The sequence below is a fragment of the Streptomyces sp. NBC_00271 genome (genome assembly GCF_036178845.1).
In the GTDB taxonomy this organism is placed as follows: domain Bacteria; phylum Actinomycetota; class Actinomycetes; order Streptomycetales; family Streptomycetaceae; genus Streptomyces.
Map to the genome: position 1 here is coordinate 6138555 of NZ_CP108070.1, position 25715 is coordinate 6164269.

The 25715-nt window shown below is 71.0% G+C and carries 22 protein-coding genes; 14 read left to right on the forward strand and 8 right to left on the reverse strand.

What is annotated here, in order from left to right; translation table 11 throughout:
* Positions 1 to 19: 19 nt before the first annotated feature.
* Positions 20 to 1720 carry a phenylacetic acid degradation protein PaaN gene (paaN, locus tag OG798_RS28025; protein WP_328757875.1) on the reverse strand — a complete coding sequence of 567 codons (1701 nt, stop codon included), beginning with the start codon at positions 1718 to 1720 and terminating at the stop codon, positions 20 to 22.
* A 148-nt stretch (positions 1721 to 1868) separates the two neighbouring features.
* Here paaN and OG798_RS28030 point away from each other — a divergent pair, with 148 nt between their 5' ends.
* Positions 1869 to 3383, forward strand: coding sequence for a 3-hydroxyacyl-CoA dehydrogenase (locus tag OG798_RS28030; RefSeq protein WP_095853633.1), 1515 nt, complete (start codon positions 1869 to 1871; stop codon positions 3381 to 3383).
* Positions 3380 to 3970 (forward strand): TetR/AcrR family transcriptional regulator, encoded by a 591-nt coding sequence (locus OG798_RS28035; protein WP_121415581.1) that lies wholly within the window; start codon positions 3380 to 3382, stop codon positions 3968 to 3970. The genes OG798_RS28030 and OG798_RS28035 overlap by 4 nt, the downstream gene beginning before the upstream one ends.
* A 12-nt stretch (positions 3971 to 3982) precedes the next feature.
* Here the strand turns inward: OG798_RS28035 and OG798_RS28040 are convergent, their stop codons facing one another.
* Positions 3983 to 4483: an Lrp/AsnC family transcriptional regulator gene (locus OG798_RS28040; protein WP_373558965.1), complete on the reverse strand. Its 501-nt coding sequence runs from the start codon at positions 4481 to 4483 to the stop codon at positions 3983 to 3985.
* 173 nt (positions 4484 to 4656) lie between these two features.
* Between OG798_RS28040 and pdhA (OG798_RS28045) the strand changes: the two genes are divergently transcribed.
* The 7 genes from pdhA (OG798_RS28045) (at position 4657) to OG798_RS28075 (ending at position 12876) form a co-directional block, all read left to right on the forward strand.
* Positions 4657 to 5799, forward strand: a complete 1143-nt coding sequence (gene pdhA, locus OG798_RS28045; protein ID WP_328757876.1) for a pyruvate dehydrogenase (acetyl-transferring) E1 component subunit alpha — start codon at positions 4657 to 4659, stop codon at positions 5797 to 5799.
* A complete protein-coding gene (locus OG798_RS28050) occupies positions 5796 to 6800 on the forward strand; it encodes an alpha-ketoacid dehydrogenase subunit beta (RefSeq protein ID WP_095853631.1) in 1005 nt (334 codons plus the stop codon). Before pdhA (OG798_RS28045) ends, OG798_RS28050 begins: the two co-directional genes overlap by 4 nt.
* Positions 6800 to 8185 carry a dihydrolipoamide acetyltransferase family protein gene (locus OG798_RS28055; RefSeq protein ID WP_095857935.1) on the forward strand — a complete coding sequence of 462 codons (1386 nt, stop codon included), beginning with the start codon at positions 6800 to 6802 and terminating at the stop codon, positions 8183 to 8185. The genes OG798_RS28050 and OG798_RS28055 overlap by 1 nt, the downstream gene beginning before the upstream one ends.
* Before the next feature lie 25 nt (positions 8186 to 8210).
* The gene (locus OG798_RS28060) at positions 8211 to 9164 is read left to right on the forward strand and encodes an NTP transferase domain-containing protein (protein WP_097225336.1); all 954 of its coding nucleotides are present in this window, start codon (positions 8211 to 8213) and stop codon (positions 9162 to 9164) included.
* Positions 9161 to 10555, forward strand: coding sequence for a molybdopterin molybdotransferase MoeA (locus OG798_RS28065; RefSeq protein WP_267062350.1), 1395 nt, complete (start codon positions 9161 to 9163; stop codon positions 10553 to 10555). The genes OG798_RS28060 and OG798_RS28065 overlap by 4 nt, the downstream gene beginning before the upstream one ends.
* A gap of 42 nt (positions 10556 to 10597) precedes the next feature.
* Positions 10598 to 11704, forward strand: a complete 1107-nt coding sequence (locus OG798_RS28070) for a potassium channel family protein (protein ID WP_179436503.1) — start codon at positions 10598 to 10600, stop codon at positions 11702 to 11704.
* 182 nt (positions 11705 to 11886) lie between these two features.
* A complete protein-coding gene (locus OG798_RS28075; RefSeq protein ID WP_095853627.1) occupies positions 11887 to 12876 on the forward strand; it encodes an NAD(P)H-quinone oxidoreductase in 990 nt (329 codons plus the stop codon).
* A 51-nt stretch (positions 12877 to 12927) separates the two neighbouring features.
* Here OG798_RS28075 and OG798_RS28080 read toward each other — a convergent pair whose 3' ends face one another.
* A complete protein-coding gene (locus OG798_RS28080; protein ID WP_095853626.1) occupies positions 12928 to 13407 on the reverse strand; it encodes a hypothetical protein in 480 nt (159 codons plus the stop codon).
* Between the two features lie 156 nt (positions 13408 to 13563).
* Between OG798_RS28080 and OG798_RS28085 the strand changes: the two genes are divergently transcribed.
* Positions 13564 to 14106 (forward strand): bacterial proteasome activator family protein, encoded by a 543-nt coding sequence (locus OG798_RS28085; RefSeq protein WP_054234194.1) that lies wholly within the window; start codon positions 13564 to 13566, stop codon positions 14104 to 14106.
* Between the two features lie 105 nt (positions 14107 to 14211).
* On the opposite strand, the gene OG798_RS28090 is transcribed toward OG798_RS28085, so the two are convergent.
* Positions 14212 to 15852, reverse strand: coding sequence for a protein kinase domain-containing protein (locus OG798_RS28090; protein WP_095853625.1), 1641 nt, complete (start codon positions 15850 to 15852; stop codon positions 14212 to 14214).
* 435 nt (positions 15853 to 16287) lie between these two features.
* On the opposite strand from OG798_RS28090, the gene OG798_RS28095 reads away from it, so the two are divergent.
* Positions 16288 to 17859, forward strand: coding sequence for a protein kinase domain-containing protein (locus OG798_RS28095; protein WP_267062352.1), 1572 nt, complete (start codon positions 16288 to 16290; stop codon positions 17857 to 17859).
* Positions 17860 to 17985: 126 nt separating this feature from the next.
* On the opposite strand, the gene OG798_RS28100 is transcribed toward OG798_RS28095, so the two are convergent.
* The 3 genes from OG798_RS28100 to OG798_RS28110 all read right to left on the reverse strand — a co-directional run bounded on the left by OG798_RS28100 (position 17986) and on the right by OG798_RS28110 (position 20413).
* A complete protein-coding gene (locus OG798_RS28100; protein ID WP_183127751.1) occupies positions 17986 to 19086 on the reverse strand; it encodes a phosphotransferase in 1101 nt (366 codons plus the stop codon).
* A 103-nt stretch (positions 19087 to 19189) separates the two neighbouring features.
* Positions 19190 to 19612: a pyridoxamine 5'-phosphate oxidase family protein gene (locus OG798_RS28105; RefSeq protein ID WP_121415578.1), complete on the reverse strand. Its 423-nt coding sequence runs from the start codon at positions 19610 to 19612 to the stop codon at positions 19190 to 19192.
* 135 nt (positions 19613 to 19747) lie between these two features.
* Positions 19748 to 20413: a response regulator gene (locus tag OG798_RS28110; protein ID WP_267062353.1), complete on the reverse strand. Its 666-nt coding sequence runs from the start codon at positions 20411 to 20413 to the stop codon at positions 19748 to 19750.
* A 380-nt stretch (positions 20414 to 20793) separates the two neighbouring features.
* Between OG798_RS28110 and pdhA (OG798_RS28115) the strand changes: the two genes are divergently transcribed.
* The 3 genes from pdhA (OG798_RS28115) to OG798_RS28125 are packed head-to-tail and all read left to right on the forward strand — an operon-like array spanning position 20794 to position 24504.
* Positions 20794 to 22044, forward strand: coding sequence for a pyruvate dehydrogenase (acetyl-transferring) E1 component subunit alpha (pdhA, locus tag OG798_RS28115; RefSeq protein ID WP_095853620.1), 1251 nt, complete (start codon positions 20794 to 20796; stop codon positions 22042 to 22044).
* A gap of 2 nt (positions 22045 to 22046) precedes the next feature.
* Positions 22047 to 23027, forward strand: coding sequence for an alpha-ketoacid dehydrogenase subunit beta (locus tag OG798_RS28120; RefSeq protein ID WP_095853619.1), 981 nt, complete (start codon positions 22047 to 22049; stop codon positions 23025 to 23027).
* 10 nt (positions 23028 to 23037) lie between these two features.
* A complete protein-coding gene (locus OG798_RS28125; RefSeq protein ID WP_267062354.1) occupies positions 23038 to 24504 on the forward strand; it encodes a dihydrolipoamide acetyltransferase family protein in 1467 nt (488 codons plus the stop codon).
* Positions 24505 to 24606: 102 nt separating this feature from the next.
* On the opposite strand, the gene OG798_RS28130 is transcribed toward OG798_RS28125, so the two are convergent.
* The gene (locus OG798_RS28130; RefSeq protein WP_095853617.1) at positions 24607 to 25503 is read right to left on the reverse strand and encodes a D-alanyl-D-alanine carboxypeptidase family protein; all 897 of its coding nucleotides are present in this window, start codon (positions 25501 to 25503) and stop codon (positions 24607 to 24609) included.
* Between the last annotated feature and the right edge of the window lie 212 nt (positions 25504 to 25715).

Sequence of the window (25715 nt, forward strand, 5' to 3'; positions counted from 1 at the left end):
CTGTCCGGCGAATCAGGTCCTAGCGTCGGACCTCCACCACTCGGAACCGGTTGGCCACGAAGCCGCCGTCGCACAGCGCGGCGTTCGCCGCCGGGTTGCCGCCCGACCCGTGGAAGTCCGAGAACGCCGCCGTCTGGTTGACGTACACGCCGCCCGTCAGATTCAGGGACAGCTGGGCACACTCCTCCAGACAGGCCTCCCGTACGGCCTCCTCGACGACCTCGTCGGTGGTGTACGCCCCGACGGTCATCGCCCCCTTCTCCCGGACGGTCCGGCGCAGCAGCTCCACCGCGTCCCCCGCCGAGTCGACCGCGACCGCGAAGGACACCGGTCCGAAGCACTCGTTCATGTAGGCGGCCTCGTCGTCGGCACCCTCCCAGTACTTCCGGGCACCGTCGAGCTTGACGATCACCGGGGTGCGGACGACCGCGTCCGGGAACTCCGCGTTGCCCACCTCACGCGACGCGAGGGCGACCTCGCCGAGCCCTGCCGCGGCCTCCAGACGCGCCTTGACGTCCGGGTTCACGATCGCGCCCAGCAGCCCGTTGGCACGCGCGTCGTCCCCGAGGAGTCCGTCGACCGACCGGGCGAGGTCGGCGACCACCTCGTCGTACGACTTGGAGCCCTCCTCCGTACGGATGCCGTCGCGGGGGATGAGGAGGTTCTGCGGGGTCGTGCACATCTGGCCGCTGTACAGGGACAAGGAGAAGGCCAGGTTGGACAGCATCCCCTTGTAGTCGTCGGTCGACTCCACGATCACCGTGTTGACGCCGGCCTTCTCCGTGTAGACCTGCGCCTGGCGGGCGTGGGTCTCCAGCCAGTCGCCGAACGCCGTCGACCCGGTGTAGTCGATGATCCGGATCTCGGGGCGCACGGCCAGGGTCTTGGCGATGCCCTCCCCGGGCCGCTCGGCGGCCAGCGCCACCAGGTTCGGGTCGAAGCCCGCCGCGGCGAGCACCTCGCGCGCGACCTGCACGGTGAGCGCGAGCGGCAGCACCGCGCGCGGGTGCGGCTTGACGAGCACGGCGTTACCGGTGGCCAGGGAGGCGAACAGGCCCGGATAGCCGTTCCACGTCGGGAAGGTGTTGCAGCCGATCATCAGCGCGATACCGCGCGGCACCGGCGTGAACTGCTTGGTCATCGCGAGCGGGTCGCGCTTGCCCTGGGGCTTGGTCCACTCCGCGGTGTCGGGCGTGCGGACCTGCTCCACATACGCGTACGCCACCGCCTCCAGGCCGCGGTCCTGCGCGTGCGGGCCGCCCGCCTGGAACGCCATCATGAAGGCCTGGCCGCTGGTGTGCATGACCGCGTGCGCGAACTCGTGCGTGCGGTCGGCGATCCGCTTGAGGATCTCCAGACAGACCATCGCGCGCATCTCCGCGCCCGCGTCGCGCCAGGCCCGCTGTCCGGCCCGCATGGCGGGCAGCAGCACGTCGACGTCCGCGTGCGGGTAGGTGACGCCCAGCTCGATGCCGTACGGGGAGGTCTCGCCGCCCACCCAGTCGTCGGTGCCGGGCTGGCCGAGGTCGAGGCGGCTGCCGAGGAGGGCGTCGAAGGCGGCCTTGCCCTCGGCCATGCTCAGGCTGCCGTTCTCCCCGTAGGCCTTCGGGTGCTCGGGGTGCGGGGACCAGTACGCGCGCGTACGGATCGCTTCCAGCGCCTGGTCGAGCGTGGGCCGGTGCTGGGCGGTCAGCTCGTGCGCGGTCAGTTCGGCGGCCATGCGGGACCATCTCCTCGTCTCAAGAACTCTTCGCTGAGCTCATGACCTGGGCAGAAATAGCCGGACAGAGTTAGAGTAACCGAACGATCGGTCGGGACAAGGGGGACCGCCGCATCTGTGGAAAACCCCGTGCGGGAGGATCGCGCACATGACAGCACTCGACCTCAGCAGCCCCGTGGCCGTCGTCGGCACCGGCACCATGGGCCAGGGCATCGCCCAGGTCGCGCTCGTCGCGGGCCACCCCGTGCGGCTCTACGACACGGTTCCCGGGCGTGCCGACGCGGCGGCCGAAGCGATCGGCGCGCGGCTCGACCGGCTCGTCGAGAAGGACCGGCTCGCCGCCGCCGACCGGGACGCGGCACGCGCCCGGCTGCACCCCGCGCACAGCCTCGCCGAGCTGGCGGACTGCGCGCTCGTCGTCGAGGCGGTGCTCGAACAACTCGAGGCGAAACAGCAGCTGTTCCGCGAGCTCGAGGACATCGTCGAGCACGACTGTCTGCTCGCCACCAACACCTCGTCGCTGTCCGTCACGGCCATCGGCGGCGCCCTGCGCAACCCCGGCCGGCTGGTCGGACTGCACTTCTTCAACCCGGCGCCGCTGCTGCCGCTGGTGGAGGTCGTCTCCGGGTACGCGAGCGACTTCTCGTCGGCCACGCGCGCGTACGAGACGGCACGCGCCTGGGGCAAGACGCCGGTCGCCTGCGCCGACACCCCCGGCTTCATCGTCAACCGCATCGCCAGGCCCTTCTACGCCGAGGCCTTCGCGGTGTACGAGGCGCAGGCCGCCGACCCCGCGACGATCGACGCCGTCCTGCGCGAGTGCGGCGGCTTCCGGATGGGGGCCTTCGAGCTGACCGACCTGATCGGCCAGGACGTCAACGAGTCCGTGACGCACTCCGTGTGGCAGTCCTTCTTCCAGGACGTGCGCTTCACGCCCTCGCTCGCCCAGCGGCGGCTCGTCGAGTCCGGCCGGCTCGGCCGCAAGACGGGGTACGGCTGGTACGACCACGGGGCCGACGCCGAGCGCCCGGAGCCGCACACCGCGGAGAAGGCGCAGGCACCCGCGTACGTCGTCGCCGAGGGTGATCTGGGTCCGGCCTCCGAACTGCTCGCGCTGATCCGCGAGGCGGGCATCCAGGTCCGCGAGGACGAGGAGGACCACGGGACCCGCCTGGTGCTGCCCAGCGGCGGCCAGCTGGTCCTCGCCGACGGCCAGACGTCGGTCGAGTTCCGCGACGTCGTCTACTTCGACCTGGCGCTCGACTACCGCCGGGCGACCAGGATCGCCCTCTCCGCCTCCCAGGACACCGCCCCGCAGACCCTCGCCGAGGCGGTCGGCCTGTTCCAGGCGCTGGGCAAGACCGTCAGCGTCATCGGGGACGCACCCGGCATGATCGTCGCCCGGACCGTGGCGAGGATCGTCGACCTGGCGCACGACGCCGTCGCCAAGGGCGTCGCCACCGAGGAGGACATCGACACCGCGATGCGGCTCGGGGTCAACTACCCCCTGGGCCCCTTCGAATGGAGCCGAAGGCTCGGCCGGAGCTGGGCCTGCTCCCTTCTGGACGACCTGCACCAGCGCGATCCCTCCGGGCGCTACGCGCCCTCTCTCGCGCTCTACCGCCACGCGTACGCCACCGAGAAGCGCGAGGGAACCTCATGACCACCGCCAAGCGCGACACGTACACCCCCGAGAGCCTGCTCTCCGTCGCCGTCCAGGTCTTCAACGAGCGTGGCTACGACGGTACCTCCATGGAGCACCTCTCCAAGGCGGCGGGCATCTCCAAGTCGTCGATATACCACCACGTCACGGGCAAGGAGGAGCTGCTGCGCCGCGCCGTCAGCCGGGCCCTGGACGGCCTCTTCGCCATCCTCGACGAGGAGCACGCGCGCGTGGGGCGTGCGGTGGAGCGCCTGGAGTACGTCGTCCGGCGCATGGTCGAGGTACTCACCGCGGAACTCCCGTACGTGACCCTGTTGCTGCGCGTGCGCGGCAACACGGGCACCGAGCGCTGGGCCCTGGAGCGGCGCCGCGAGTTCGACCACCAGGTGGCCGAACTCCTGAAGGCGGCGGCCGCCGACGGCGACGTACGCGGTGACATCGAGGTCCGCCTCGCGACCCGCCTGGTCTTCGGAATGATCAACTCGCTCGTCGAGTGGTACCGCCCCGACAGCCGGGGAATGGGCGAACGCGAGGTCGCCGACGCGGTGGCGCAACTGGTCTTCAGCGGCCTCAGAGAGGAACGCTGACCCTCCGCCCCTTCACCCCTCCGGCTCCAGGTCCTCCTCCTCGAAGACCAGGAGTGTGCGGGTGCTGAGGACCTCGGGGATGGCCTGGAGGCGGGTGAGGACCAGTTCGCGGAGGGCTCGGTTGTCGGGCGTGTGCACCAGGAGCAGGACATCGAAGTCGCCGCCCACCAGGGCGATGTGGGAGGCGCCGGGCAGCACCCTGAGCTGCTCACGGACCGTGCGCCAGGAGTTCTGCACGATCTTGAGGGTGATGTACGCGGACGTGCCCTGCCCGGCGCGTTCGTGGTCGACGCGCGCCCCGAAGCCGCGGATCACACCGTCCTCGATGAGCCGGTTGATCCGCGCGTAGGCGTTGGCGCGGGACACATGGACCCGTTCGGCCACGGAGCGTATCGAGGCGCGGCCGTCCGCCTGGAGCATCTGCAGGATGTCCTGATCGATGGCGTCGAGCGGACGGGCGGGCGGCGGGACGGGGCCGGCCTCCGGCGGCTCGGCCATTTGTTCAGGTGCCATGTCCCCCCGCCTCCCTACCATGGACGTACTGCGTCCATCTCAGGCTGTGCAGAACCGTTTGTCCACAGCCTGGCGCTGCCTGTAGCCAAAATGTGCCGACGACCGAACAATCGGTAGGTGAGGCGCCTCACACCCGTGCAGCGCCCAAGCCGCTCCCACGAGGAGGTGCCGTCATGACGGTCATGGAGCAGCGAGGCGCTTACCGGCCCACGCCGCCGCCCGCCTGGCAGCCCCGCACCGACCCCGCGCCGCTGCTGCCCGACGCGCTGCCCCACCGCGTCCTCGGCACCGAAGCCGCCGCGCAGGTCGACCCGGGCCTGCTGCGCCGTCTGTACGCGGAGCTGGTCCGCGGTCGTCGCTACAACGCGCAGGCCACCGCCCTCACCAAGCAGGGCCGCCTCGCCGTCTACCCGTCCAGCACCGGCCAGGAGGCCTGCGAGGTCGCCGCCGCACTCGTCCTCGAGGAGCGCGACTGGCTCTTCCCGAGCTACCGCGACACCCTCGCCGCCGTCGCCCGCGGCCTCGACCCCGTCCAGGCCCTCACCCTCCTGCGCGGCGACTGGCACACCGGCTACGACCCCCACGAGCACCGCATCGCACCCCTGTGCACCCCCCTCGCCACCCAGCTCCCGCACGCCGTGGGCCTCGCGCACGCCGCCCGCCTCAAGAGCGACGACGTGGTCGCGCTCGCCCTGGTCGGCGACGGCGGCACCAGCGAGGGCGACTTCCACGAGGCGCTGAACTTCGCGGCGGTCTGGCAGGCCCCGGTCGTCTTCCTCGTCCAGAACAACGGCTTCGCCATCTCCGTCCCGCTCGCCAAGCAGACCGCCGCCCCCTCCCTGGCCCACAAGGCCGTGGGCTACGGAATGCCCGGCCGGCTGGTCGACGGCAACGACGCGGCGGCCGTGCACGAGGTCCTGAGCGACGCCGTGCGCCACGCGCGCGCGGGGGGCGGCCCGACGCTGGTCGAGGCCGTGACGTACCGCATGGAAGCCCACACGAACGCCGACGACGCCACCCGCTACCGCGGAGACTCCGAGGTCGAGACCTGGCGGGCGCACGACCCGATCGCCCTCCTGGAGCACGAGTTGACCGAGCGCGGCCTGCTCGACGACGACGGCATACGGGAGGCCCGCGAGGCCGCCGAGATCATGGCCGCCGACCTGCGCGCCCGCATGAACCAGGACCCGGTGCTCGACCCCATGGACCTCTTCGCCCACGTGTACGCCGAGCCCACACCACAACTGCGCGAGCAAGAGGCGCTGTTGCGCGCCGAGCTCGCGGCCGAAGCCGAGTCGGAGGGTACGGCCCGATGACCACCGTCGCGCTCAAACCCGCCACCATGGCGCAGGCCCTGACCCGCGCGCTCCGTGACGCCATGGCCGCCGACCCGACCGTCCATGTCATGGGCGAGGACGTCGGCACCCTGGGCGGCGTCTTCCGCGTCACCGACGGGCTCGCCAAGGAGTTCGGCGAGGACCGCTGCACGGACACCCCGCTCGCCGAGGCGGGCATCCTGGGGACGGCCGTCGGCATGGCCATGTATGGGCTCAGGCCGGTCGTCGAGATGCAGTTCGACGCGTTCGCCTACCCCGCGTTCGAGCAGCTGATCTCGCACGTGGCGCGGATGCGCAACCGCACCCGCGGCGCGATGCCGCTCCCGATCACCATCCGGGTCCCGTACGGCGGCGGCATCGGCGGAGTCGAGCACCACAGCGACTCCTCCGAGGCGTACTACATGGCGACTCCGGGACTCCATGTCGTCACGCCCGCGACCGTCGCCGACGCCTATGGGCTGCTGCGCGCCGCCATCGCCTCCGACGACCCGGTCGTCTTCCTGGAGCCCAAGCGCCTGTACTGGTCGAAGGACTCCTGGAACCCCGACGAGCCGACGGCCGTCGACCCGATAGGCCGCGCGGTGGTGCGGCGCCCGGGCCACAGCGCCACGCTCATCACGTACGGGCCGTCCGTGCCCGTCTGCCTGGAGGCGGCCGAGGCGGCGCGGGCCGAGGGTTGGGACCTCGAGGTCGTCGACCTGCGCTCGCTCGTGCCCTTCGACGACGAGACCGTGGCGGCATCGGTGCGGCGGACCGGACGCGCGGTCGTCGTGCACGAGGCCGGTGGTTACGGCGGCCCGGGCGGCGAGATCGCGGCCCGCGTCACCGAGCGCTGCTTCCACCACCTGGAGGCGCCGGTGCTGCGCGTCGCCGGATTCGACATCCCGTACCCGCCGCCGATGCTGGAGCGGCACCACCTGCCCGGCGTCGACCGGATCCTGGACGCCGTGGGGCGCCTGCAATGGGAGGCGGACAGCTGATGGCCCAGGTGCTCGAGTTCAAGCTCCCCGACCTCGGTGAGGGTCTCACCGAGGCGGAGATCGTCCGCTGGCTGGTGGAGGTCGGCGATGTCGTCGCCGTCGACCAGCCCGTCGTCGAGGTCGAGACGGCCAAGGCGATGGTCGAGGTCCCCTGCCCCTACGGAGGCGTGGTCACCGCACGCTTCGGCGAGGAGGGCACGGAACTGCCCGTGGGATCCCCCCTGTTGACCGTCGCGGTCGGCGCGCCGACCTCCGGCGAAGAGACCGAGGGCTCCGGCAACGTGCTGGTGGGGTACGGCACCGGGGCGCCGCCGGCGCGCCGCAGAAGGGTACGGCCGACCACCGGGGCAGCCACACCGCCCGGGGCGCACACACGGACCCGGCCCGCGCACCAACCCGCCGCCGACGGCCACCCGGGCGCCCCGGCGCGCGAACCCGGACCGGCCCGCGACCACATCGCGGCGGCGGCACGCGCCGACGGCCCCGTACCGGTGATCTCCCCGCTCGTCCGCAGGCTCGCCCGGGAGAACGGCCTGGACCTGCGGACCCTGGTGGGCTCCGGCCCCGACGGGCTGATCCTGCGGTCGGACGTGGAGCACGCGTTGCGCTCGGCCGGCACCCCGGTCCGGCAGCCGGAAATTCCGCTCGCCCCGCACACCCCCGAACCCACCCCCGCGGCCCCCGCATCTGCCACGGGCGGCACCCGTATCCCCCTCCGCGGCATCCGCGGCACGGTCGCCGAAAAACTCTCCCGCAGCCGTCGCGAGATCCCCGACGCGACCTGCTGGGTGGACGCCGACGCGACGGAACTCCTGCACGCGCGCCGGGCGATGAACGCCACCGGCGGTCCCAAGATCTCCCTGCTGGCGCTGCTCGCCCGCATCTGCACCGCCGCACTGGCCCGCTACCCGGAACTCAACTCCACGGTCGACACGGAAGCCCGCGAGATCGTCCGCCTCGACCACATCCACCTGGGCTTCGCGGCGCAGACCGAGCGCGGTCTCGTCGTCCCCGTCGTCCGGGACGCCCACACGCGCGACGCGGAATCGCTGAGCGCGGAGTTCGCCCGGCTGACCGAGGCCGCACGCACCGGCACGCTGACACCCGCGGACCTCACGGGCGGCACCTTCACGTTGAACAACTACGGAGTGTTCGGCGTCGACGGCTCCACACCGATCATCAACCACCCCGAGGCCGCCATGCTCGGCGTCGGCCGGATCGTCCCCAAGCCCTGGGTGTACGAGGGCGAGCTGGCCGTGCGCCAGGTCGTCCAGCTCTCGCTCACCTTCGACCACCGGGTGTGCGACGGCGGCACGGCGGGCGGCTTCCTGCGCCATGTCGCGGACTGCGTCGAACAGCCGGCGGTGCTCCTGCGTTCCCTGTGATCGCGGCGGCACGCATACTCGGGGGATGACCGCGTACGAGCCACCGGGCACCCCCGGCCCCGCCGCCCCGTACGACGCCGTCGTCCTCGCGGGCGGCGCCGCCCGCCGGCTCGGCGGAGCGGACAAGCCCGGTCTGCGCGTGGGCGGGCGCCCGCTGCTCGACCGGGTGCTCGCCGCCTGCGCCACCGCCACCACCACGGTGGTCGTCGCCGCGCCGAGGGAGACCGCGCGCCCCGTGGAGTGGGCGCGCGAGGAGCCGCCCGGCGGGGGGCCGCTCGCCGCGCTCGACGCCGGCCTGCGGCACATTTCGGCGGAACACGTCGTGGTGCTCTCCGCCGACCTGCCGTTCCTGGATCAGGTGACGGTACGGCGCCTGCTGGACGCCCTGCGGACGGGCGACGCCCCCCAGGGTCCGGCGCGACCCGACGGCGTGCTGCTCACCGACCCCGACGGCCGCGACCAGCCGCTCGTGGCCGCCTACCGCGCGGACGCCCTGCGCCGGGAGCTGGCCGCGCTCGCCGTCGCCCACGGTGGAGTCACCGGGCTGCCGCTGCGGCGGCTCACCGCCGCGCTCGACCTCACCCGCATCTCCGACCCCGTCGCGTCCTTCGACTGCGACACCTGGGACGACATCGCCGCCGCCCGGGCCCGCATCAGGGAGCATGGGAACGTGTTGGATGAATGGATTTCCGCAGTCAAGGACGAGCTGGGCATCGACCTGGACGTCGACACCGGTGGCCTGCTCGACGTGGCCCGCGACGCCGCGCACGGTGTGGCCCGGCCCGCGGCGCCGCTGACCACGTTCCTCGTGGGGTACGCCGCCGCACAGGCCGGGGGCGGCCCCGAGGCCGTCGCGGAGGCGTCCCGCAAGGCCACGGCGCTCGCGCTCCGCTGGGCGGCCGAGGACACCCCCGACGCCAAGCCGGCCTCGGACGCCAAGCCGACCGCCGAAGCCAAGCCGACCCCCGACGCCGGATGAACGCGCCCCGCGCCCGGCCCCTCGGTCAGGACGCCGACGACCTCGACGTGGAGGAGGCCCTGGCCTTGGTCAAGGACCCCCGAGGCACGTCCGGCCCCCGGCACGGCCACGGCACCCCCGCTGTTCCCTCGCCCACGTCGGAGGGCGAGAGCCGCACCCAAGCCCCCGACAGCGCCAAGGGCAAGGGCGACGGGCGCAGGGCCACCCCCTGGCCCCAGGCCCGTACGACCGCCGAGCGGGCCGCCCGTTCCGTCCCGCGGCGCGCCCCCGTCTCCGTGTCCCTGGACGCGGCCCTCGGTCTGGTCCTCGCCGCCCCGCTCGCCGCGCTCACCGACCTCCCCTCCTTCGACACCTCCGCGATGGACGGCTACGCGGTCGCCGGACCCGGCCCCTGGGACCTCCGCGAGGAGCGGGTACTCGCGGGCCACACGAAGCCGGAGCCGCTCATCGACGGCGAGGCGGTGCGGATCGCCACCGGTGCGCGCATCCCGCAGGACGCCACCGCCGTGCTGCGCAGCGAGCACGGGCGCCTCGACGACAAGGGGCGGCTGCACGCCACCCTGGAGGCCGTGCACGGGCAGGACATCCGGCCCCGTGGCCAGGAATGCCGCAGCGGCGACCAACTCCTGCCGGCCGGCGCCCTGGTCACCCCCGCCGTGCTGGGCCTCGCCGCGGCCGCCGGATACGACACCCTCACCGTGATCCCCCGCCCCCGTGCCGAAGTCCTCGTCCTCGGCGACGAACTGCTCACCGAGGGGCTTCCCCAGGAGGGCCTGATCCGGGACGCGCTCGGCCCGATGCTGCCGCCCTGGCTGCGCTCGCTCGGTGCCGAGGTCCTCGCGGTACGCAGGCTGGGCGACGACGCCAAGGCCCTGCACAAGGCGATCACCCGCTCCGAAGCCGACCTGATCGTCACGACCGGGGGCACCGCCTCGGGCCCCGTCGACCACGTCCACCCCACCCTGAGCCGCATCGGTGCCCAACTCCTCGTGGACGGCGTCGAGGTCCGCCCGGGTCACCCCATGGTCCTGGCCCGCACCAAGGAGAACCAGCACCTCGTCGGCCTGCCCGGCAACCCCTTGGCGGCCGTCTCCGGCCTGCTGACGCTCGCGGAGCCCCTCCTGCGCGTCCTGGCAGGTAGGGCGGCCCCGGAGCCGTACACGCTGCCCCTCGGGGACGCGGTCCACGGGCACCCGTACGACACCCGGCTCATCCCCGTCGTGGTGCGTGCCGACCGGGCCATGCCGCTGCACTACAACGGTCCGGCCATGCTGCGGGGCATCGCGGCCGCCGACGCCCTCGCGGTCGTACCACCCGGCGGCGCCCGTCCGGGGCAGGAGCTGGAACTCCTCGATCTACCCTGGGCGTTGGTGGATATGGGGAATGCCTGAGATGAGTGGGGGCATGAACCGGACGGTGAGTCGGATCGGGGAGTGTTTCACGTGAAACTGCCGGGCCATGATGCGATCGCCCGCCAAGCGGACGAGCATCTCGTGACCCGCCGGGTGAAACTCCCGAGAAAAGTCGTGGAACGCCCCATCCGCCAGGTCGTCAAACGCCTGGCGATGGCCTTGTTCTTGCTCGCCGTGACCGCCTTCATCGTCTGGGTCGACCGCGACGGCTACCACGACAACGCGGGTGACGGCGTCGACTTCCTCGACTCCCTCTACTACGCGACCGTCACTCTCTCGACCACCGGATACGGCGACATCACCCCGGTCAGCGACGCCGCCCGGCTCACCAACATCTTCGTCATCACGCCGCTGCGCGTGCTGTTCCTGATCATCCTGGTCGGCACCACGCTCGAGGTCCTCACGGAACGCACCCGCGAGGAGTGGCGATTCAACCGCTGGAGGGCGGCTTTGCGCGACCACACCGTCGTTGTCGGGTTCGGGACCAAGGGGCGGTCGGCGGTGCAGACCGTCTGTGCGACCGGGCTGAAGAAGGAGCAGGTCGTGGTCGTCGACCCCAGTGCCCAGGCGGTCGACGCGGCGACGGCCGAGGGGTACGCCGGGGTCATAGGGGACGCGACGCGCAGCGATGTGCTGATGGGGGCCGAGGTCCACAAGGCGCGGCAGATCATCATCGCGACCCAGCGCGACGACACGGCCGTGCTGGTCACGTTGACCGCACGTCAGCTCAACCGGCAGGCAAAGATCGTCGCCGCGGTGCGCGAGGAGGAGAACGCTCCGCTGCTCAAGCAGTCGGGTGCCGACGCCGTCATCACCAGTGCCAGCGCGGCCGGACGGCTCCTCGGGCTCTCCGTGCTCAGCCCCAGCGCCGGCATGGTCATGGAAGACCTCATCCAGCAGGGCAGCGGGCTCGACATCGTGGAACGGCCGGTCGTGAAGGCCGAGGTGGGCAAGGGCGTACGCGAGACGGACGACCTGGTGGTCAGCGTCGTACGGGGGCATCGCGTGCTCGGCTACGACGATCCGGCCATCGGGAAGCTCCAGTTGACCGACCGGCTCATCACCATCGTGCGGGTCACGCCCGGCACCCGGGTGGCACCGCACAGCCGACCGCTGCCCCAGGACTGAATCCCGGGGCCGAATCCCCAGGACTGAATCCTCGGAGCTTCCTCGGACTCCCGCAGACACCCACCCCGCGTGCGGGCAGCACGCGACCGCCCTCGTCGTCGTCCGCCGGGCCGAGCGCCGGCAGCGCGCCGCGGACGGTGCCCGCGGGCGTCTCACCGTGTGGCAGGGGTAGCGTCAGCTTCATGAAGGCAGTGACGATCACCCAGCCCGGCGGACCCGAAGTGCTCACCTGGACGGATGTGCCGGATCCCGTTCCCGGTGACGGGGAAGTTCTCGTCGAAGTAGTGGCCAGCGCCGTCAACCGCGCCGATCTGATGCAACGGCAGGGCTTCTACAACCCGCCGCCCGGCGCCTCCCCGTACCCCGGACTCGAATGCTCGGGCCGGATCGTCGAGATCGGCCCCGGAGTCTCCGGATGGGCCGTCGGCGACGAGGTCTGCGCGCTGCTCGCGGGCGGCGGATACGGCGAGAAGGTCGCCGTCCCGGCCGGACAGCTGCTGCCCGTTCCCGAGGGCCTGGACCTCAAGCGGGCGGCCGCGCTGCCCGAGGTGACCTGCACCGTCTGGTCCAACGTCTTCATGGTCTCCCACCTGCGCCCGGGCGAGACCCTGCTCGTGCACGGCGGCTCCAGCGGCATCGGCACCATGGCGATCCAGCTGGCGAAGGCCGTCGGTGCGAAGGTCGCCGTCACGGCCGGTACCAAGGAGAAGCTCGACTTCTGCGCCGAGCTCGGCGCCGACATCCTCATCAACTACCGCGAGCAGGACTTCGTGGAGGAGATCGAGCGGGCCACGGGCGGCTCGGGCGCCGACGTCATCCTCGACAACATGGGCGCCAAGTACCTCGACCGGAACGTGCGGGCCCTCGCGGTCAACGGACGGCTCGCGATCATCGGTCTGCAGGGCGGCGCCAAGGGGGAGCTGAACATCGGCGCGCTCCTCACGAAGCGTGCCGCGATCAGCGCCACCTCGCTGCGCGCCCGCCCGCTCGGCGAGAAGGCGGCGATCGTCGCGGCCGTGCGCGAGCACGTGTGGCCGCTGATCGCCTCCGGCCACGTGCGGCCGGTCGTCGACCGCGAGCTACCGATGGGCGAGGCGGCGACGGCGCACCAGGTCCTGGAGGAGAGCGGTCACATCGGCAAGGTCCTCCTCGTGGTCCCCGGCGAGAAGTAGGACGAGAAGTAGGAAAGGGCCAGGAAAGGGCCAGGTCCTCGGGCGATCCGCTCAGCCGCGTCGCAGGCGCAGGGCGAGGAAGGCGAGGCCCAGGCCGAGGCCGATGAGGATCAGCCCGCTGCCGAGGGGCAGGATCTTGAGGACCGGTTCGGGGGTGGTCGCCGGGCCGACCTCGTTGTGCTGGACGGGCACGGCCGCGGGCCGCGACGGCTCGGGGGCGCCGGTCGCGTCCGGGCGGTCCGACGCGGCGTTCTCCCCGGCGGGGTCGCGGTCCGTGTACGTCGGCACGGTGTCCTCGCGGCTCCCGCTCCCGTCCTCGTCCCGCGCCGGGGACTCCTCGCGCCCCGGCCGCGTACGGCCCTCGCCCGCGCTGCTTCCCGCGTGGGAGGCGCGGGCGCTCGGAGCGGGATCGGCGGCGTACGACACCGCGTACGGGACGGCGCGCGAGACGGCGTACGAAGGGGATACCGCGCCGGTCGTCAGGACGAGCAGCAGTCCGGTCACACGGAGCGCGCTGAGCCGTGGAGTCACGTGGGTGACCCCCTCCCGGTGAGGAGTCCCATGATCAATGGGGCAAGCCTCACATGACCTCTTCTTCCCGGCATCTCGACGGTCACCTGGACGGTGGATCACGCTGTATGGGGGGCACCACCGTGATGGGGTGGAGGTGTGCGAGAGAATGGCGGCATGGAGATGCCGAGGAACGAAAGGTCGCCGGAGAACCCCCAGATCCTGGTCGTGGGCCAGGACGGGATGGCTCTCGGCGGCACCGGTGACGAGGACTCCCGCGAGGTCCCGGTGACAGAGATGGTCGAACAGCCCGCCAAGGTCATGCGTATCGGGAGCATGATCAAGCAACTTCTCGAAGAGGTGCGCGCCGCACCTCTGGACGAGGCGAGCCGGGTCCGGCTCAAGGAGATCCACGCCAGCTCCGTGAAGGAGCTGGAGGACGGTCTGGCGCCCGAGCTGGTCGAGGAGCTGGAGCGGCTCTCGCTGCCCTTCACGCACGACGCGACCCCCAGCGACGCCGAGCTGCGCATCGCGCAGGCCCAGCTGGTGGGCTGGCTCGAGGGCCTCTTCCACGGGATCCAGACGACCCTGTTCGCCCAGCAGATGGCGGCCAGGGCCCAGCTGGAGCAGATGCGCCGCGCGCTCCCGCCGGGCGTCGGCGGCCTGGACGGCGACGAGGACCCGCGCGCGGGTGGCCGCTCCGGCGGACCGTACCTGTAGCCCCGGGCGACCCCTTCTCACGTAACGGGCCCGGCACGTGAAGTGCCGGGCCTGTCCTATGGGCGCTTGTGGGTGTTACGGGCGCTTATGTGTGGAGGTGGAGGTTCAGGACGGGTTGCCCGAAGAGACGCTCAGCTCGATCTCCGGCATGTTCTTGGGATCGACGTCCTGGTCCGCGGACGGGAACTGATCCATGATCGTGTCCTGGCCGTAGGTGTTCTCGTCGACGCGCTTGATCTTCATGTGCCAGCCCGCGGCCTGGAAGCAGGACTTCACGGACGTCAGGTTCTTGTACTGGAAGTCCGGGATCTTGATCTTGTTCGGGTCGTTGTACGACTCCTGCGGAGACGTGCACTTCTCCTTGTCGATCGTCTTCGACGTGTCCGGACCCTTGTGCCCCGCCACCACGGACGGCGAGGGGCTGCTGCCGCCGCCTCCCTGGTTGTCGCCGCCGCCACCGTTGTTCAGCGCGAGGGCGATGATCAGACCGCCGATCGCGACGAGCGCGACCACGATCGAGCCGACGACGACCGCCTTGTTGCCCTTGCGGCCACCGGAACCGCCCGGGCCGCCCGGAACGGAGGTCTGGGGCTGGGGAGCGAGGTGGTACGGCGGCGGGGTCGACATGCCCTGCTGGGGGGCGTACACCGGCGCCCCCGGCGTCGGGTAGCCCCCCTGCTGCGGATACCCGTACGCCTGGGACGGCGCGGGCGGCGGGGTCGGTGCCCCGTAGGGATGGGGCTGGTACGGCGTCTGTACGGGACCCGGGGCCGGCATCGCCTGGTCGACGGGCGGGAAGACGGCCGAGCCGACGCCCGCGCCGCTCGACGTCCTGGCCCCCGGCACGATGCTCGGCGCGGCGGCCTGCAGAGACTGGGACACCCGCAGACACTCGTCGCGCATGATCTCGGCGCTCGGGAAACGCTCGTTCGGGTTCTTCTTCAGCGCGCGGGCGATCAGCGCGTCCACCGCCGGGGGCAGTGAGCGGTTGATCGAGGAGGGCGTGACCGGCTCCTCCTGGACATGCGCGTACGCGATGGCCAGCGGCGAGTCGGCCTCGAACGGCAGCCGCCCGGTGACCAGTTGGAACAGCATGATGCCGACGGAGTAGAGGTCGGACCGGGCGTCCACGCCCCGGCCGAGCGCCTGCTCCGGGGAGAGGTACTGCGGGGTGCCGACGACCATGCCGGTCTGCGTCATCGAGGTGACGCCGGACTGCATGGCGCGGGCGATGCCGAAGTCCATCACCTTGACGACGTTGCGCTTCGTCATCATCACGTTGCCCGGCTTGATGTCCCGGTGGACCAGGCCCATCTCGTGGCTGATCTCCAGGGCCGCCAGCACGTCCGCGGTGATCTTCAGGGCCTTGTCGGCGGGCATGGCGCCGTACTGCGCGATGTCCTGGTCGAGCACGGAGCCGAGCGGGCGGCCCTCGACGTACTCCATGACGATGTACGGCGTCGTCATGCCGCCCAGTTCGTCCTCGCCGGTGTCGAAGACCGAGACGATGTTCGTGTGCGTGAGTTTCGCCACCGCCTGGGCCTCGCGGCGGAAGCGCTCGCGGAAGGCCTGCTCGCGGCCGAGCTCGGTGTGCAGTGTCTTGATCGCGACCTGGCGGTCGAGCACCGAGTCGTAGGCGAGGTGCACCGAGGCCATGCCGCCTTCGCCGAGCAGATCACGCAGCTGGTAGCGGCCGCCGGCGACCGCGCGTCCCGCGTACCGGCCCTGTGCGCCGTCCTGGCTCATGTTCTGCGTCCCCCATTGGCGCGGATTGTTCTGCCTGTGCTGCGAGCCGTCCCGCACGCGCTCCACGCGGTCGTGCGGTGGTCCGCGCGGTGAACTGCGCTGTGATCCGCACCGAGTCCGTCCGAGTCCGTGCTGTGATCGATCTGTGTCTCAGTGATCGATTGGCTGATTCCCGGCCAAGTCTGCCGTAGGGCACTGACACGTCAAGCGCGGTGCCCGTTCCGTGACCGTCTGCGAAAGAAGCGTCGCGGAAGCGTTACAGGTGCCGTACGGGCGGTACACAGAATTTGCACGCCGACACCCTGGACAGGTTTCATGGCCGGTCCATCTCACTTCCATCTCGGGCCGGAGCCTTGCGCGAAGCCTGTAGCGTGGCCCGACGGAGACCGTAACAACCACCGCGCAGACCGCGGGCAGAAACGACGGCGAGGACTGATGGCACAGCAGCAGCGCGCTCAGGGCCCGTCCGACCCCGAGGCGACTGGCGGCGGTATGTCAGATGCGCCGGAGATGTGGGGTAACGGCGGACTTGTGGGGGACGGCCGATACCGGCTGACCCACAGACTAGGCCGGGGCGGCATGGCCGAGGTGTTTGCAGCCGAGGACGTGCGCCTCGGGCGCACCGTCGCGGTCAAACTGCTCCGCTCCGATCTGGCCGAGGACCCGGTGTCCAAGGCCCGCTTCACGCGTGAGGCGCAGTCGGTGGCCGGGCTCAACCACCACGCAGTCGTCGCCGTGTACGACTCGGGCGAGGACGTCGTCGGCCACGCGACCGTGCCGTACATCGTGATGGAGCTCGTCGAGGGCCGCACGATCCGCGACCTGCTGATCAACGCCGAGGCCCCCGGGCCCGAGCAGGCGCTGATCATCGTGTCCGGTGTCCTGGAGGCGCTCGCCTACTCGCACCAGCACGGCATCGTGCACCGCGACATCAAGCCGGCGAACGTGATCATCACGAACACCGGTGCGGTGAAGGTGATGGACTTCGGCATCGCGCGCGCCCTGCACGGCGCGCAGTCGACGATGACCCAGACCGGCATGGTCATGGGCACACCGCAGTACCTCTCCCCGGAGCAGGCCCTCGGCAAGGCCGTCGACCACCGCTCCGACCTGTACGCGACCGGCTGTCTGCTGTACGAACTGCTCGCGCTGCGGCCCCCGTTCACCGGCGAGACGCCGCTGTCGGTGGTCTACCAGCACGTCCAGGACATCCCGGTGCCCCCCTCCGAGGTCGCGCAGGGCGCGCCGCCGGAGCTCGACGGGCTCGTCATGCGCTCCCTCGCGAAGGAGCCGGACGACCGGTTCCAGACCGCCGAGGAGATGCGCGGCCTTGTCCAGTACGGGCTGCAGATGCTGTACGACCAGGGCGGGCACACCGGCACCTGGAACACCGGCCCGGTAGCCCTGCACGAGGGGTTCCACACCCCGGCGTCCGGCTTCGCGGGTACGACCGCGCTGCCGCACCCCGGTGAGTCCGGCACCACGCAGATCCCGGCGCCGCTCATCCCGCCGTACGGCAACGGCGGGGACGACGGCGGCTTCGAGGGGCACGGCAACCACGGCAGCGGCCGCGGCAAGCTGTGGATCCTCGCGGTCCTCGCGGTGATCGCGATCGCGGCGGGCGTCGCGCTCGCGCTCCACAACACCGGTGGCGGCGGGAGCGGCGGGAGCGGTACGACCCAGTCGCCGACCACCACGCCGTCCGCCAAGGACGAGCAGCCCAGCGAGAGTCCCAGCGACAGCCCCACGGACACCGCGACGGACGACTCCACGGACGACAACACCAGTTCGGGCGGTGGTTCGGACTACACGCCGTCCTACACGCCGTCGCCGAGCTACAGCAGCCAGCCCTCGAACCAGCCGTCGAACACGGCCCCGGACACGACGCCGACGGACACGACGCCTTCGGACCCGGCGACCGAGAGCCAGGACCCGCCGACGCCGGTCGATCCGACGGCCGGCGCCGACGGCGGCGGCGACAGCCAGGGCAGCTCGCAGAACCCCTGAGGGACACCGACGGAAACGTCCTCCACGCGCGCGTGATGCCCGAAACGGGCGCCACGCGCGCGTGGTGTTTCCCCCCGGTCGCGGTGTTCGCGCCCCGGCCGCTGCGTCTTCCCCGACCGGTGTCGGTCAGCCCGCGAACGCCTCGCACACCGTGTCGTACTCCCTCGTCCACCACACCGCCAGCGCCGAGGCCGCCGGGAACTGCGGATCGGCGCGGGTGTCGCCGCGCTCGTAGTGCCAGCGCAGCATCCAGAAGTCGTTGAGGCGCTCCCACCACACCCGGTGCACGGCGGCCGCCAGTTGAGTGGGGCCGGCGCCCGCGGTACGCCGGTACGCGCGCGCGTAGGCCCGCACCTTCGCCAGGTCCAGCGCGCCGACGGGGCGTACAAAGAAGATCACCGCGGCGCGTACGGCCTCCTCGGCGCGGGGATGGACGCCCAGCCGGTCCCAGTCGACGATCGCGGCCGGTTCGCCGTCGCGGTAGAGCAGGTTGAAGGGGTGGAAGTCGCCGTGCACCCAGCCCACCGAGCCGCCCTGCGGGGGCCGTCGGTCGGCATGGCGCTCCAGGAGGGCGCGCCGCTCCAGGAGCCGGTGGCGAGCCAGCTCGTCGAAGGCGTTGTACGGGCGGTGGCGGCGTACCTGGGCGAGCAGGCGGTCGATGAGTGCGAAGGTGTCGGCGGGGTCGGCTCCCCGGGCCGGATCGACCCCTTCCGCCGCCGCTGAGCCTCCCGCGTCGGCCTTCGCCGAGCCTCCTGTTCCCGCCGAGCCGTCCGTCGCGCCGGTGACGTCGGTCGGTCTCGCCGGGGTGCGGCCCTGTGTCGGCATCACCCGCTCCAGGCTCGCGTGGACGACGCCCAGGAGCGCCCCCAGCCGTGCGCACTGCTGCGTGGTGAGCTGGCCGCCGTGCCGGTGCCGGCCGTCGATCCAGGGGTGCAGCGCGTACGCGTGGCCTCCGATGACGGCGACGGTGCGCCCGTCGGTGCCGGTCAGCGGCGGGGCGACGGGGACGCCGAGGTCGGCGAGACGCTGGGTCGCCCGGTGCTGGCGGGCGATCGCGACCGGGTCGGCGGTCTCGGGGTCGAAATGGTGCTTGAGGAAGTAGCGGCCGCGGGTGGTGCGCAGCCGGTAGCCGCGGTTGAGCAGCCCCTGTTCGACGGGGTCGCAGGTCAGCGCGGACCCGGCGGCGTACTGGCGGAGGAGGGCGCCCAGAGGGGGCGCGTGAGACACCGGGGGTGGTGCGGATAGGCGCGGCACGCGCCAGATGCTAGGGCACGATCCGGGCCTCTGACCTCGCGTTTGTCACAGACAGTCGTCTTCGATCACGGGACAGTCACAGGGTGCGCCGGAACTGGCGTTCCATGGCATCGTCCGCGGAATGGACGGTGGAGAACTGGGGCTCGATGCTCAGATGAACCGGGTCGAAGGGCTCGCCGTCCATGAACCGCGGCGCGGGCGCGAACAGCTCGCGCTGGGACGCGGTCGGCTCCACGGCCTCGCACCGGCCCACGATCTGCACGGACCACACGCTCTCGCCGGGCCCTGCCGAAGCCAGGTTGTCGGTGCCGTAGGCGACGACGCTCCCGAGGCAGGCTCGGTGGTAGCCGCAGCCCCGGTGCAGGCGCAACAGGACGCGGTCGTCCACCACGACGTGGCGGGCGGGGGCGAGGAAGGGCATGGCACGCAGGCTGGCCGCCAACCGGCCGTGGTCGGTTCGGCCGAGAAGTTCCACGGCGAGCTCTTCGTCGATGGGCATGCCCCCAATTTCCGACACCCTGAAGGCCCCGAAAAAGAGGCGCCCGCCCCTTGAAGAGGGGCCAAAGGTCCCGAAACGCAAGTAGGGCGGTATCGGCGGCGCCGCACTCAGTGACCCGTGTTCTTGGTACCGCACTCAGTGGTGCTGCTTCTCCGCCTGGATGCGCGCCACATAGGCGGCGGCCTGCGAACGCCGTTCCATGCCCAGTTTGGACAGCAGGCTCGACACGTAATTCTTGATCGTCTTTTCGGCGAGATGCAGCCGCTCGCCGATCACGCGGTTGGTGAGCCCCTCGCCGATCAGGTCGAGGACCTTGCGCTCCTGCTCGGTGAGGTGTCCGAGCTTGTCGACGTTCCTGGCACCGCCGCCGTGCCGCAGCCGCTCCAGGACCTGGGCGGTGGCCACGGGGTCGAGCAGCGACTTGCCGGCCGCGACATCGCGTACGGCCGAGAGCAGTTCGGCGCCGCGGATCGCTTTCAGCACATAGCCCGACGCGCCCGCCATGATCGCGTCGAAAAGCGCCTCGTCGTCGGCGAAGGAGGTCAGCATCAGGCAATTGATGTCCTGATTCCGCGACCGGATCTCGCGGCAGACCTCCACTCCGCTGCCGTCCGGGAGCCGTACGTCCAGGACCGCGACGTCCGGGGCCGTGGCCGGGATCCGCGCCAGCGCGTCGGCCGCCGTACCGGCCTCGCCGACGACCTCGATGTCGCCCTCACTCGAAAGCAACTCATGGACACCGCGGCGTACCACTTCGTGATCGTCGAGGAGAAATACGGTAATTTTTCCGCTTTCGGGCACAAAGTCAGTGTCACACGCCACCCTTGGTCCTGCCCGGGGTGAACTCTTCCCGTGCCTGGGGTGACCGGGATAACGTGCCCGTGTTCCGGCCCCCTGCGAGGCTGTGACCAGTGCTGTGACCAGCGACTGTTCCCGACCTGCGTGCATTACTTGGAAATCCGACTAATAAATAGTGGGAAGTCCAAGCAAAAACGCAGGTCAGGAGGGGTTTCACAGAATTGTGGAGCACTGGGTAACGTGGCCGTTGCAGGGCGCTCGCCGGGGCACCTGTCACGCCTGTTCCCGGCCGAGTGCACCCACCCCGTGCACGGGTACTTGGAACAGGCGAGCCGCACTGGCCACCCGGCAACCCCGGGGGCCGGACCGACGGAGGAGCACACGTGACCGTGGAGAGCACTGCCGCGCGCAAGCCGCGACGCAGCGCCGGTACGACCGCTGCGAAAAGCGGCGCCAGTACGACCGGTACGAAGAGCGCCGCGAGCAAGCGCACCAGCGCGGCCGGCAAGAAGTCACCGGGCGTACCCGGCGCACCTGGCGCATCGGGCCCCGGTCCCGAGCTCGTCCAGCTGCTGACGCCGGAGGGCGAGCGGGTCAAGGACGCCACGTACGACCCGTACGTCGCCGACATCACCCCCGAAGACCTGCGCGGTCTGTACCGGGACATGGTGCTGACCCGTCGCTTCGACGCAGAGGCCACCTCCCTGCAGCGCCAGGGCGAGCTGGGCCTGTGGGCCTCGCTGCTCGGCCAGGAGGCCGCCCAGATCGGCTCCGGGCGGGCCACCCGCGAGGACGACTACGTCTTCCCGACCTACCGTGAGCACGGCGTCGCCTGGTGCCGCGGGGTCGACCCGACCAACCTGCTCGGCATGTTCCGGGGTGTGAACAACGGCGGCTGGGACCCGAACAGCAACAACTTCCACCTGTACACGATCGTCATCGGCTCGCAGACGCTGCACGCCACCGGCTACGCCATGGGCGTCGCCAAGGACGGCGCGGACTCGGCCGTGATCGCGTACTTCGGGGACGGCGCCTCCAGCCAGGGCGACGTCGCTGAGTCGTTCACCTTCTCCGCGGTCTACAACGCCCCGGTCGTGTTCTTCTGCCAGAACAACCAGTGGGCGATCTCCGAGCCGACCGAGAAGCAGACCCGCGTCCCGCTCTACCAGCGCGCGCAGGGCTACGGCTTCCCGGGCGTCCGGGTCGACGGCAACGACGTCCTCGCCTGCCTGGCGGTCACCAAGTGGGCGCTGGAGCGGGCCCGCCGCGGCGAGGGCCCCACCCTCGTGGAGGCGTACACCTACCGCATGGGCGCGCACACCACCTCCGACGACCCGACCAAGTACCGGGCCGACGAGGAGCGCGAGTCGTGGGAGGCGAAGGACCCGATCCTGCGCCTGCGCGCGTACCTGGAGGCTTCAAACCACGCGGACGAGGGATTCTTCGCGGAACTTGAGGCCGAGAGCGAAGCGTTGGGCAAACGAGTACGCGAAGTCGTCCGCGCCATGCCGGACCCGGACCGCTTCGCCATCTTCGAGAACGTGTACGCCGACGGGCACGCGCTCGTCGACGAGGAGCGGGCCCAGTTCGCCGCCTACCAGGCGTCGTTCGCGGATGAAGGGGAGGGCAAGTAGCGATGGCTGCGGAAAAGATGGCGTTGGCCAAGGCGATCAACGAGTCGCTGCGCACGGCCCTCGACGCCGACCCCAAGGTCCTGATCATGGGTGAGGACGTCGGCAAGCTCGGCGGTGTCTTCCGGGTCACCGACGGGCTCCAGAAGGACTTCGGCGAGGACCGGGTCATCGACACCCCGCTCGCGGAGTCGGGCATCGTCGGCACGGCGATCGGTCTCGCGCTGCGCGGCTACCGGCCGGTGGTGGAGATCCAGTTCGACGGTTTCGTCTTCCCGGCGTACGACCAGATCGTCACGCAGCTCGCGAAGATGCACGCGCGGGCGCTGGGCAAGATCAAGCTTCCCGTCGTGATCCGGATTCCGTACGGCGGTGGCATCGGCGCGGTCGAGCACCACTCCGAGTCCCCCGAGGCGCTGTTCGCGCACGTGGCGGGCCTGAAGGTGGTCTCTCCGTCGAACGCGTCGGACGCCTACTGGATGATGCAGCAGGCCATCCAGAGCGACGACCCGGTGATCTTCTTCGAGCCGAAGCGGCGCTACTGGGACAAGGGCGAGGTCACCACCGACGCGATTCCCGGACCGCTGCACAAGGCGGTCGTGGCGCGCGAGGGCAGCGATCTGACGCTCGCCGCCTACGGCCCGATGGTGAAGGTCTGCCTGGAGGCGGCCGCGGCCGCCCAGGAGGAGGGCAAGTCGATCGAGGTCCTGGACCTGCGCTCGATGTCCCCGATCGACTTCGACTCCGTCCAGGCCTCGGTGGAGAAGACCCGCCGCCTGGTCGTGGTGCACGAGGCCCCGGTCTTCCTCGGTACGGGCGCGGAGATCGCCGCCCGCATCACGGAGCGGTGCTTCTACCACCTGGAGGCACCCGTCCTGCGGGTGGGCGGCTATCACGCCCCCTATCCGCCGGCGCGCCTGGAGGAGGAGTACCTTCCGGGCCTGGACCGGGTGCTCGACGCCGTCGACCGCTCACTGGCGTACTGAGGAGAGGGTCGTGACGACGATGACTGAGAACGCGTCGGGGCTCCGCGAGTTCAAGATGCCCGACGTGGGCGAGGGGCTCACCGAGGCGGAGATCCTCAAGTGGTACGTCCAGCCCGGTGACACGGTCACCGACGGCCAGGTCGTCTGCGAGGTCGAGACCGCCAAGGCCGCCGTGGAACTGCCCATCCCGTACGACGGCGTGGTGCGCGAACTCCACTTCCCCGAGGGGACGACGGTGGACGTGGGCCAGGTGATCATCGCGGTCGACGTGGCCGGCGGATCGGCACCCACCGGACAGGCTCCCGTCGCCGAGGAAGCGCCTGTGGCCGAGGCGCCCGCCGCCCCCGACCCCCAGGCACCGGTTGCCGACGAACCCAAGCCCGAGGGCCGCACGCCGGTCCTCGTCGGGTACGGGGTGGCCGAGGCCTCCACGAAGCGCCGCCCCCGCAAGGGCGCCGAGGTCCCGGCCCAGCAGCCCGAGACGTTCCTGGCGGCGACCGCGATCCAGGGCGAGCTCAACGGCCACGGCCACGCGTCCGTGGTGGTCGGGCAGCGCCCGCTCGCCAAGCCCCCGGTCCGCAAGCTGGCCAAGGACCTCGGCGTCGACCTGGCGACGATCACGCCTTCGGGCCCGGACGGCATCATCACGCGCGAGGACGTGCACGCGGCGGTCGCACCGGCTCCGGCCCCCGAGCAGCCGTCGGTGACGGCGGTGACGGCGCCCCCGGTTCCCGCCCAGGCCCAGGCTCCCGCTCCGGTCGTGACATACGACACGGCGCGTGAGACGCGTATTCCGATCAAGGGGGTCCGCAAGGCCACGGCCGCCGCGATGATCGGTTCGGCGTTCACCGCGCCGCACGTCACGGAGTTCGTGACGGTCGACGTGACGCGCACGATGAAGCTCGTCGAGGAGCTCAAGCAGGACAAGGAGATGCAGGGCCTGCGGGTCAACCCGCTCCTGCTCATCGCCAAGGCCCTGCTGGTCGCCATCAAGCGCAACCCGGACGTCAACGCGTCCTGGGACGAGGCGGCCCAGGAGATCGTGCTCAAGCACTACGTGAACCTGGGCATCGCCGCCGCCACCCCGCGTGGTCTGATCGTCCCGAACATCAAGGACGCCCACACCAAGACGCTCCCCCAACTCGCCGGGTCCCTGGGCGAGCTGGTGGCCACGGCCCGCGAGGGCAAGACCTCACCCGCCGCGATGCAGGGCGGCACGGTCACGATCACGAACGTCGGCGTCTTCGGCGTCGACACCGGCACGCCGATCCTCAACCCCGGCGAGTCGGCGATCCTCGCGATCGGCGCGATCAAGCTCCAGCCGTGGGTCCACAAGGGCAAGGTCAAGCCCCGCCAGGTGACGACGCTCGCGCTGAGCTTCGACCACCGCCTGGTCGACGGCGAGCTGGGCTCCAAGGTCCTGGCCGACGTGGCGGCGATCCTGGAACAGCCGAAGCGCCTGATCACCTGGGCGTGAGCGTCGGCGCGCAGTCGGCGCGCGGCATGACGAAGGGGGCCCGTCGCGTTCGGCGACGGGCCCCCTTCGGCTGTGGTGTGCGGGAACCACTCCGTCCGGGAACTACCTGGCGAAGCCGTAGTTCAGGAGCTTGGTGGCGTCCGTGGCGCGCTGGGTGATCGAGGTCGACGCGAGGACCGTGCCGATGATCGTCTTGCCGTTGCGGGTGGCGGCGAAGACGAGGCAGTACTTGGCCTCGGGGCCGGAGCCGGTCTTCACGCCGATGGTGCCGCTGTAGCTGCTGAGCAGCGTGTTCGTGTTGGTCCACGCCGCCATGGTGCGGGTGCTGCCGGTCTTCGTGACGGTCTTCGCCGTGTACGACTTGGTCTTCACGACCGTCTTGAACGTGGTGCTCTTCATCGCGCTGCTGGCGAGCTTCGTCAGGTCGCGCGGCGTCGAGTAGTTGCTGCCGTTGCCGATGCCGTCGAACGAGTCGAACTTCGTGTTCGTCATGCCGAGGCTCCGCGCGGTGGTGTTCATCTTGCCGATGAACGACTTCACACGGGCGGCACGGGTGGAGCCCGAGCCGAACTTGTCGGCGAGCGCGTAGGCGGCGTCACAGCCGGACGGCAGCATCAGACCGTAGAGGAGCTGACGGACGGTGACCTTGTCGCCGACGATCAGGTGGGCGGAGGACGCGGTGTTGGCGACGATGTAGTCGCTGTACGCCTTCTGGATCGTGACCTTGGCGTCGAGGTTGAGGTTCGGCTGCGAGAGCACGACCTTGGCGGTCATGATCTTGGTGGTGGAACCGGTGGAACGCTTGGTGTCGGCAGCCTTGGTGTACAAGGTCTTGGCCGTGCCGTTGTTCATCACGTAGCCGCCGGCGGCGGCGATGGTGGGCGTCGTGACGGCCCCTGCGGGGGCGGCCCCGAAGGCTCCGGCCGCCAGTACGGCGCCGGTGGTAACGGTGACAGCGGCGGCTCGGCGGAAACGCGTGCCCTTAATGCCGGTAATCAAAATGAACGCTCCGAATGCGCGAAATGCCCCTGGGAGAACGGCACATGGCAGTGCCGTCTTACGTACGGACTAGTCAGGGCCCCAAAGGGATGCACGGAAGAGGGGGTGGAATTGTGTGACGTGGGTTACGCCAAGGGGCGGGCGTTGACCGCGTGAAGGCTACCGGTCCGCATCCTGGACGACGCACCACCATGTGTACGTGTTGTATCTAT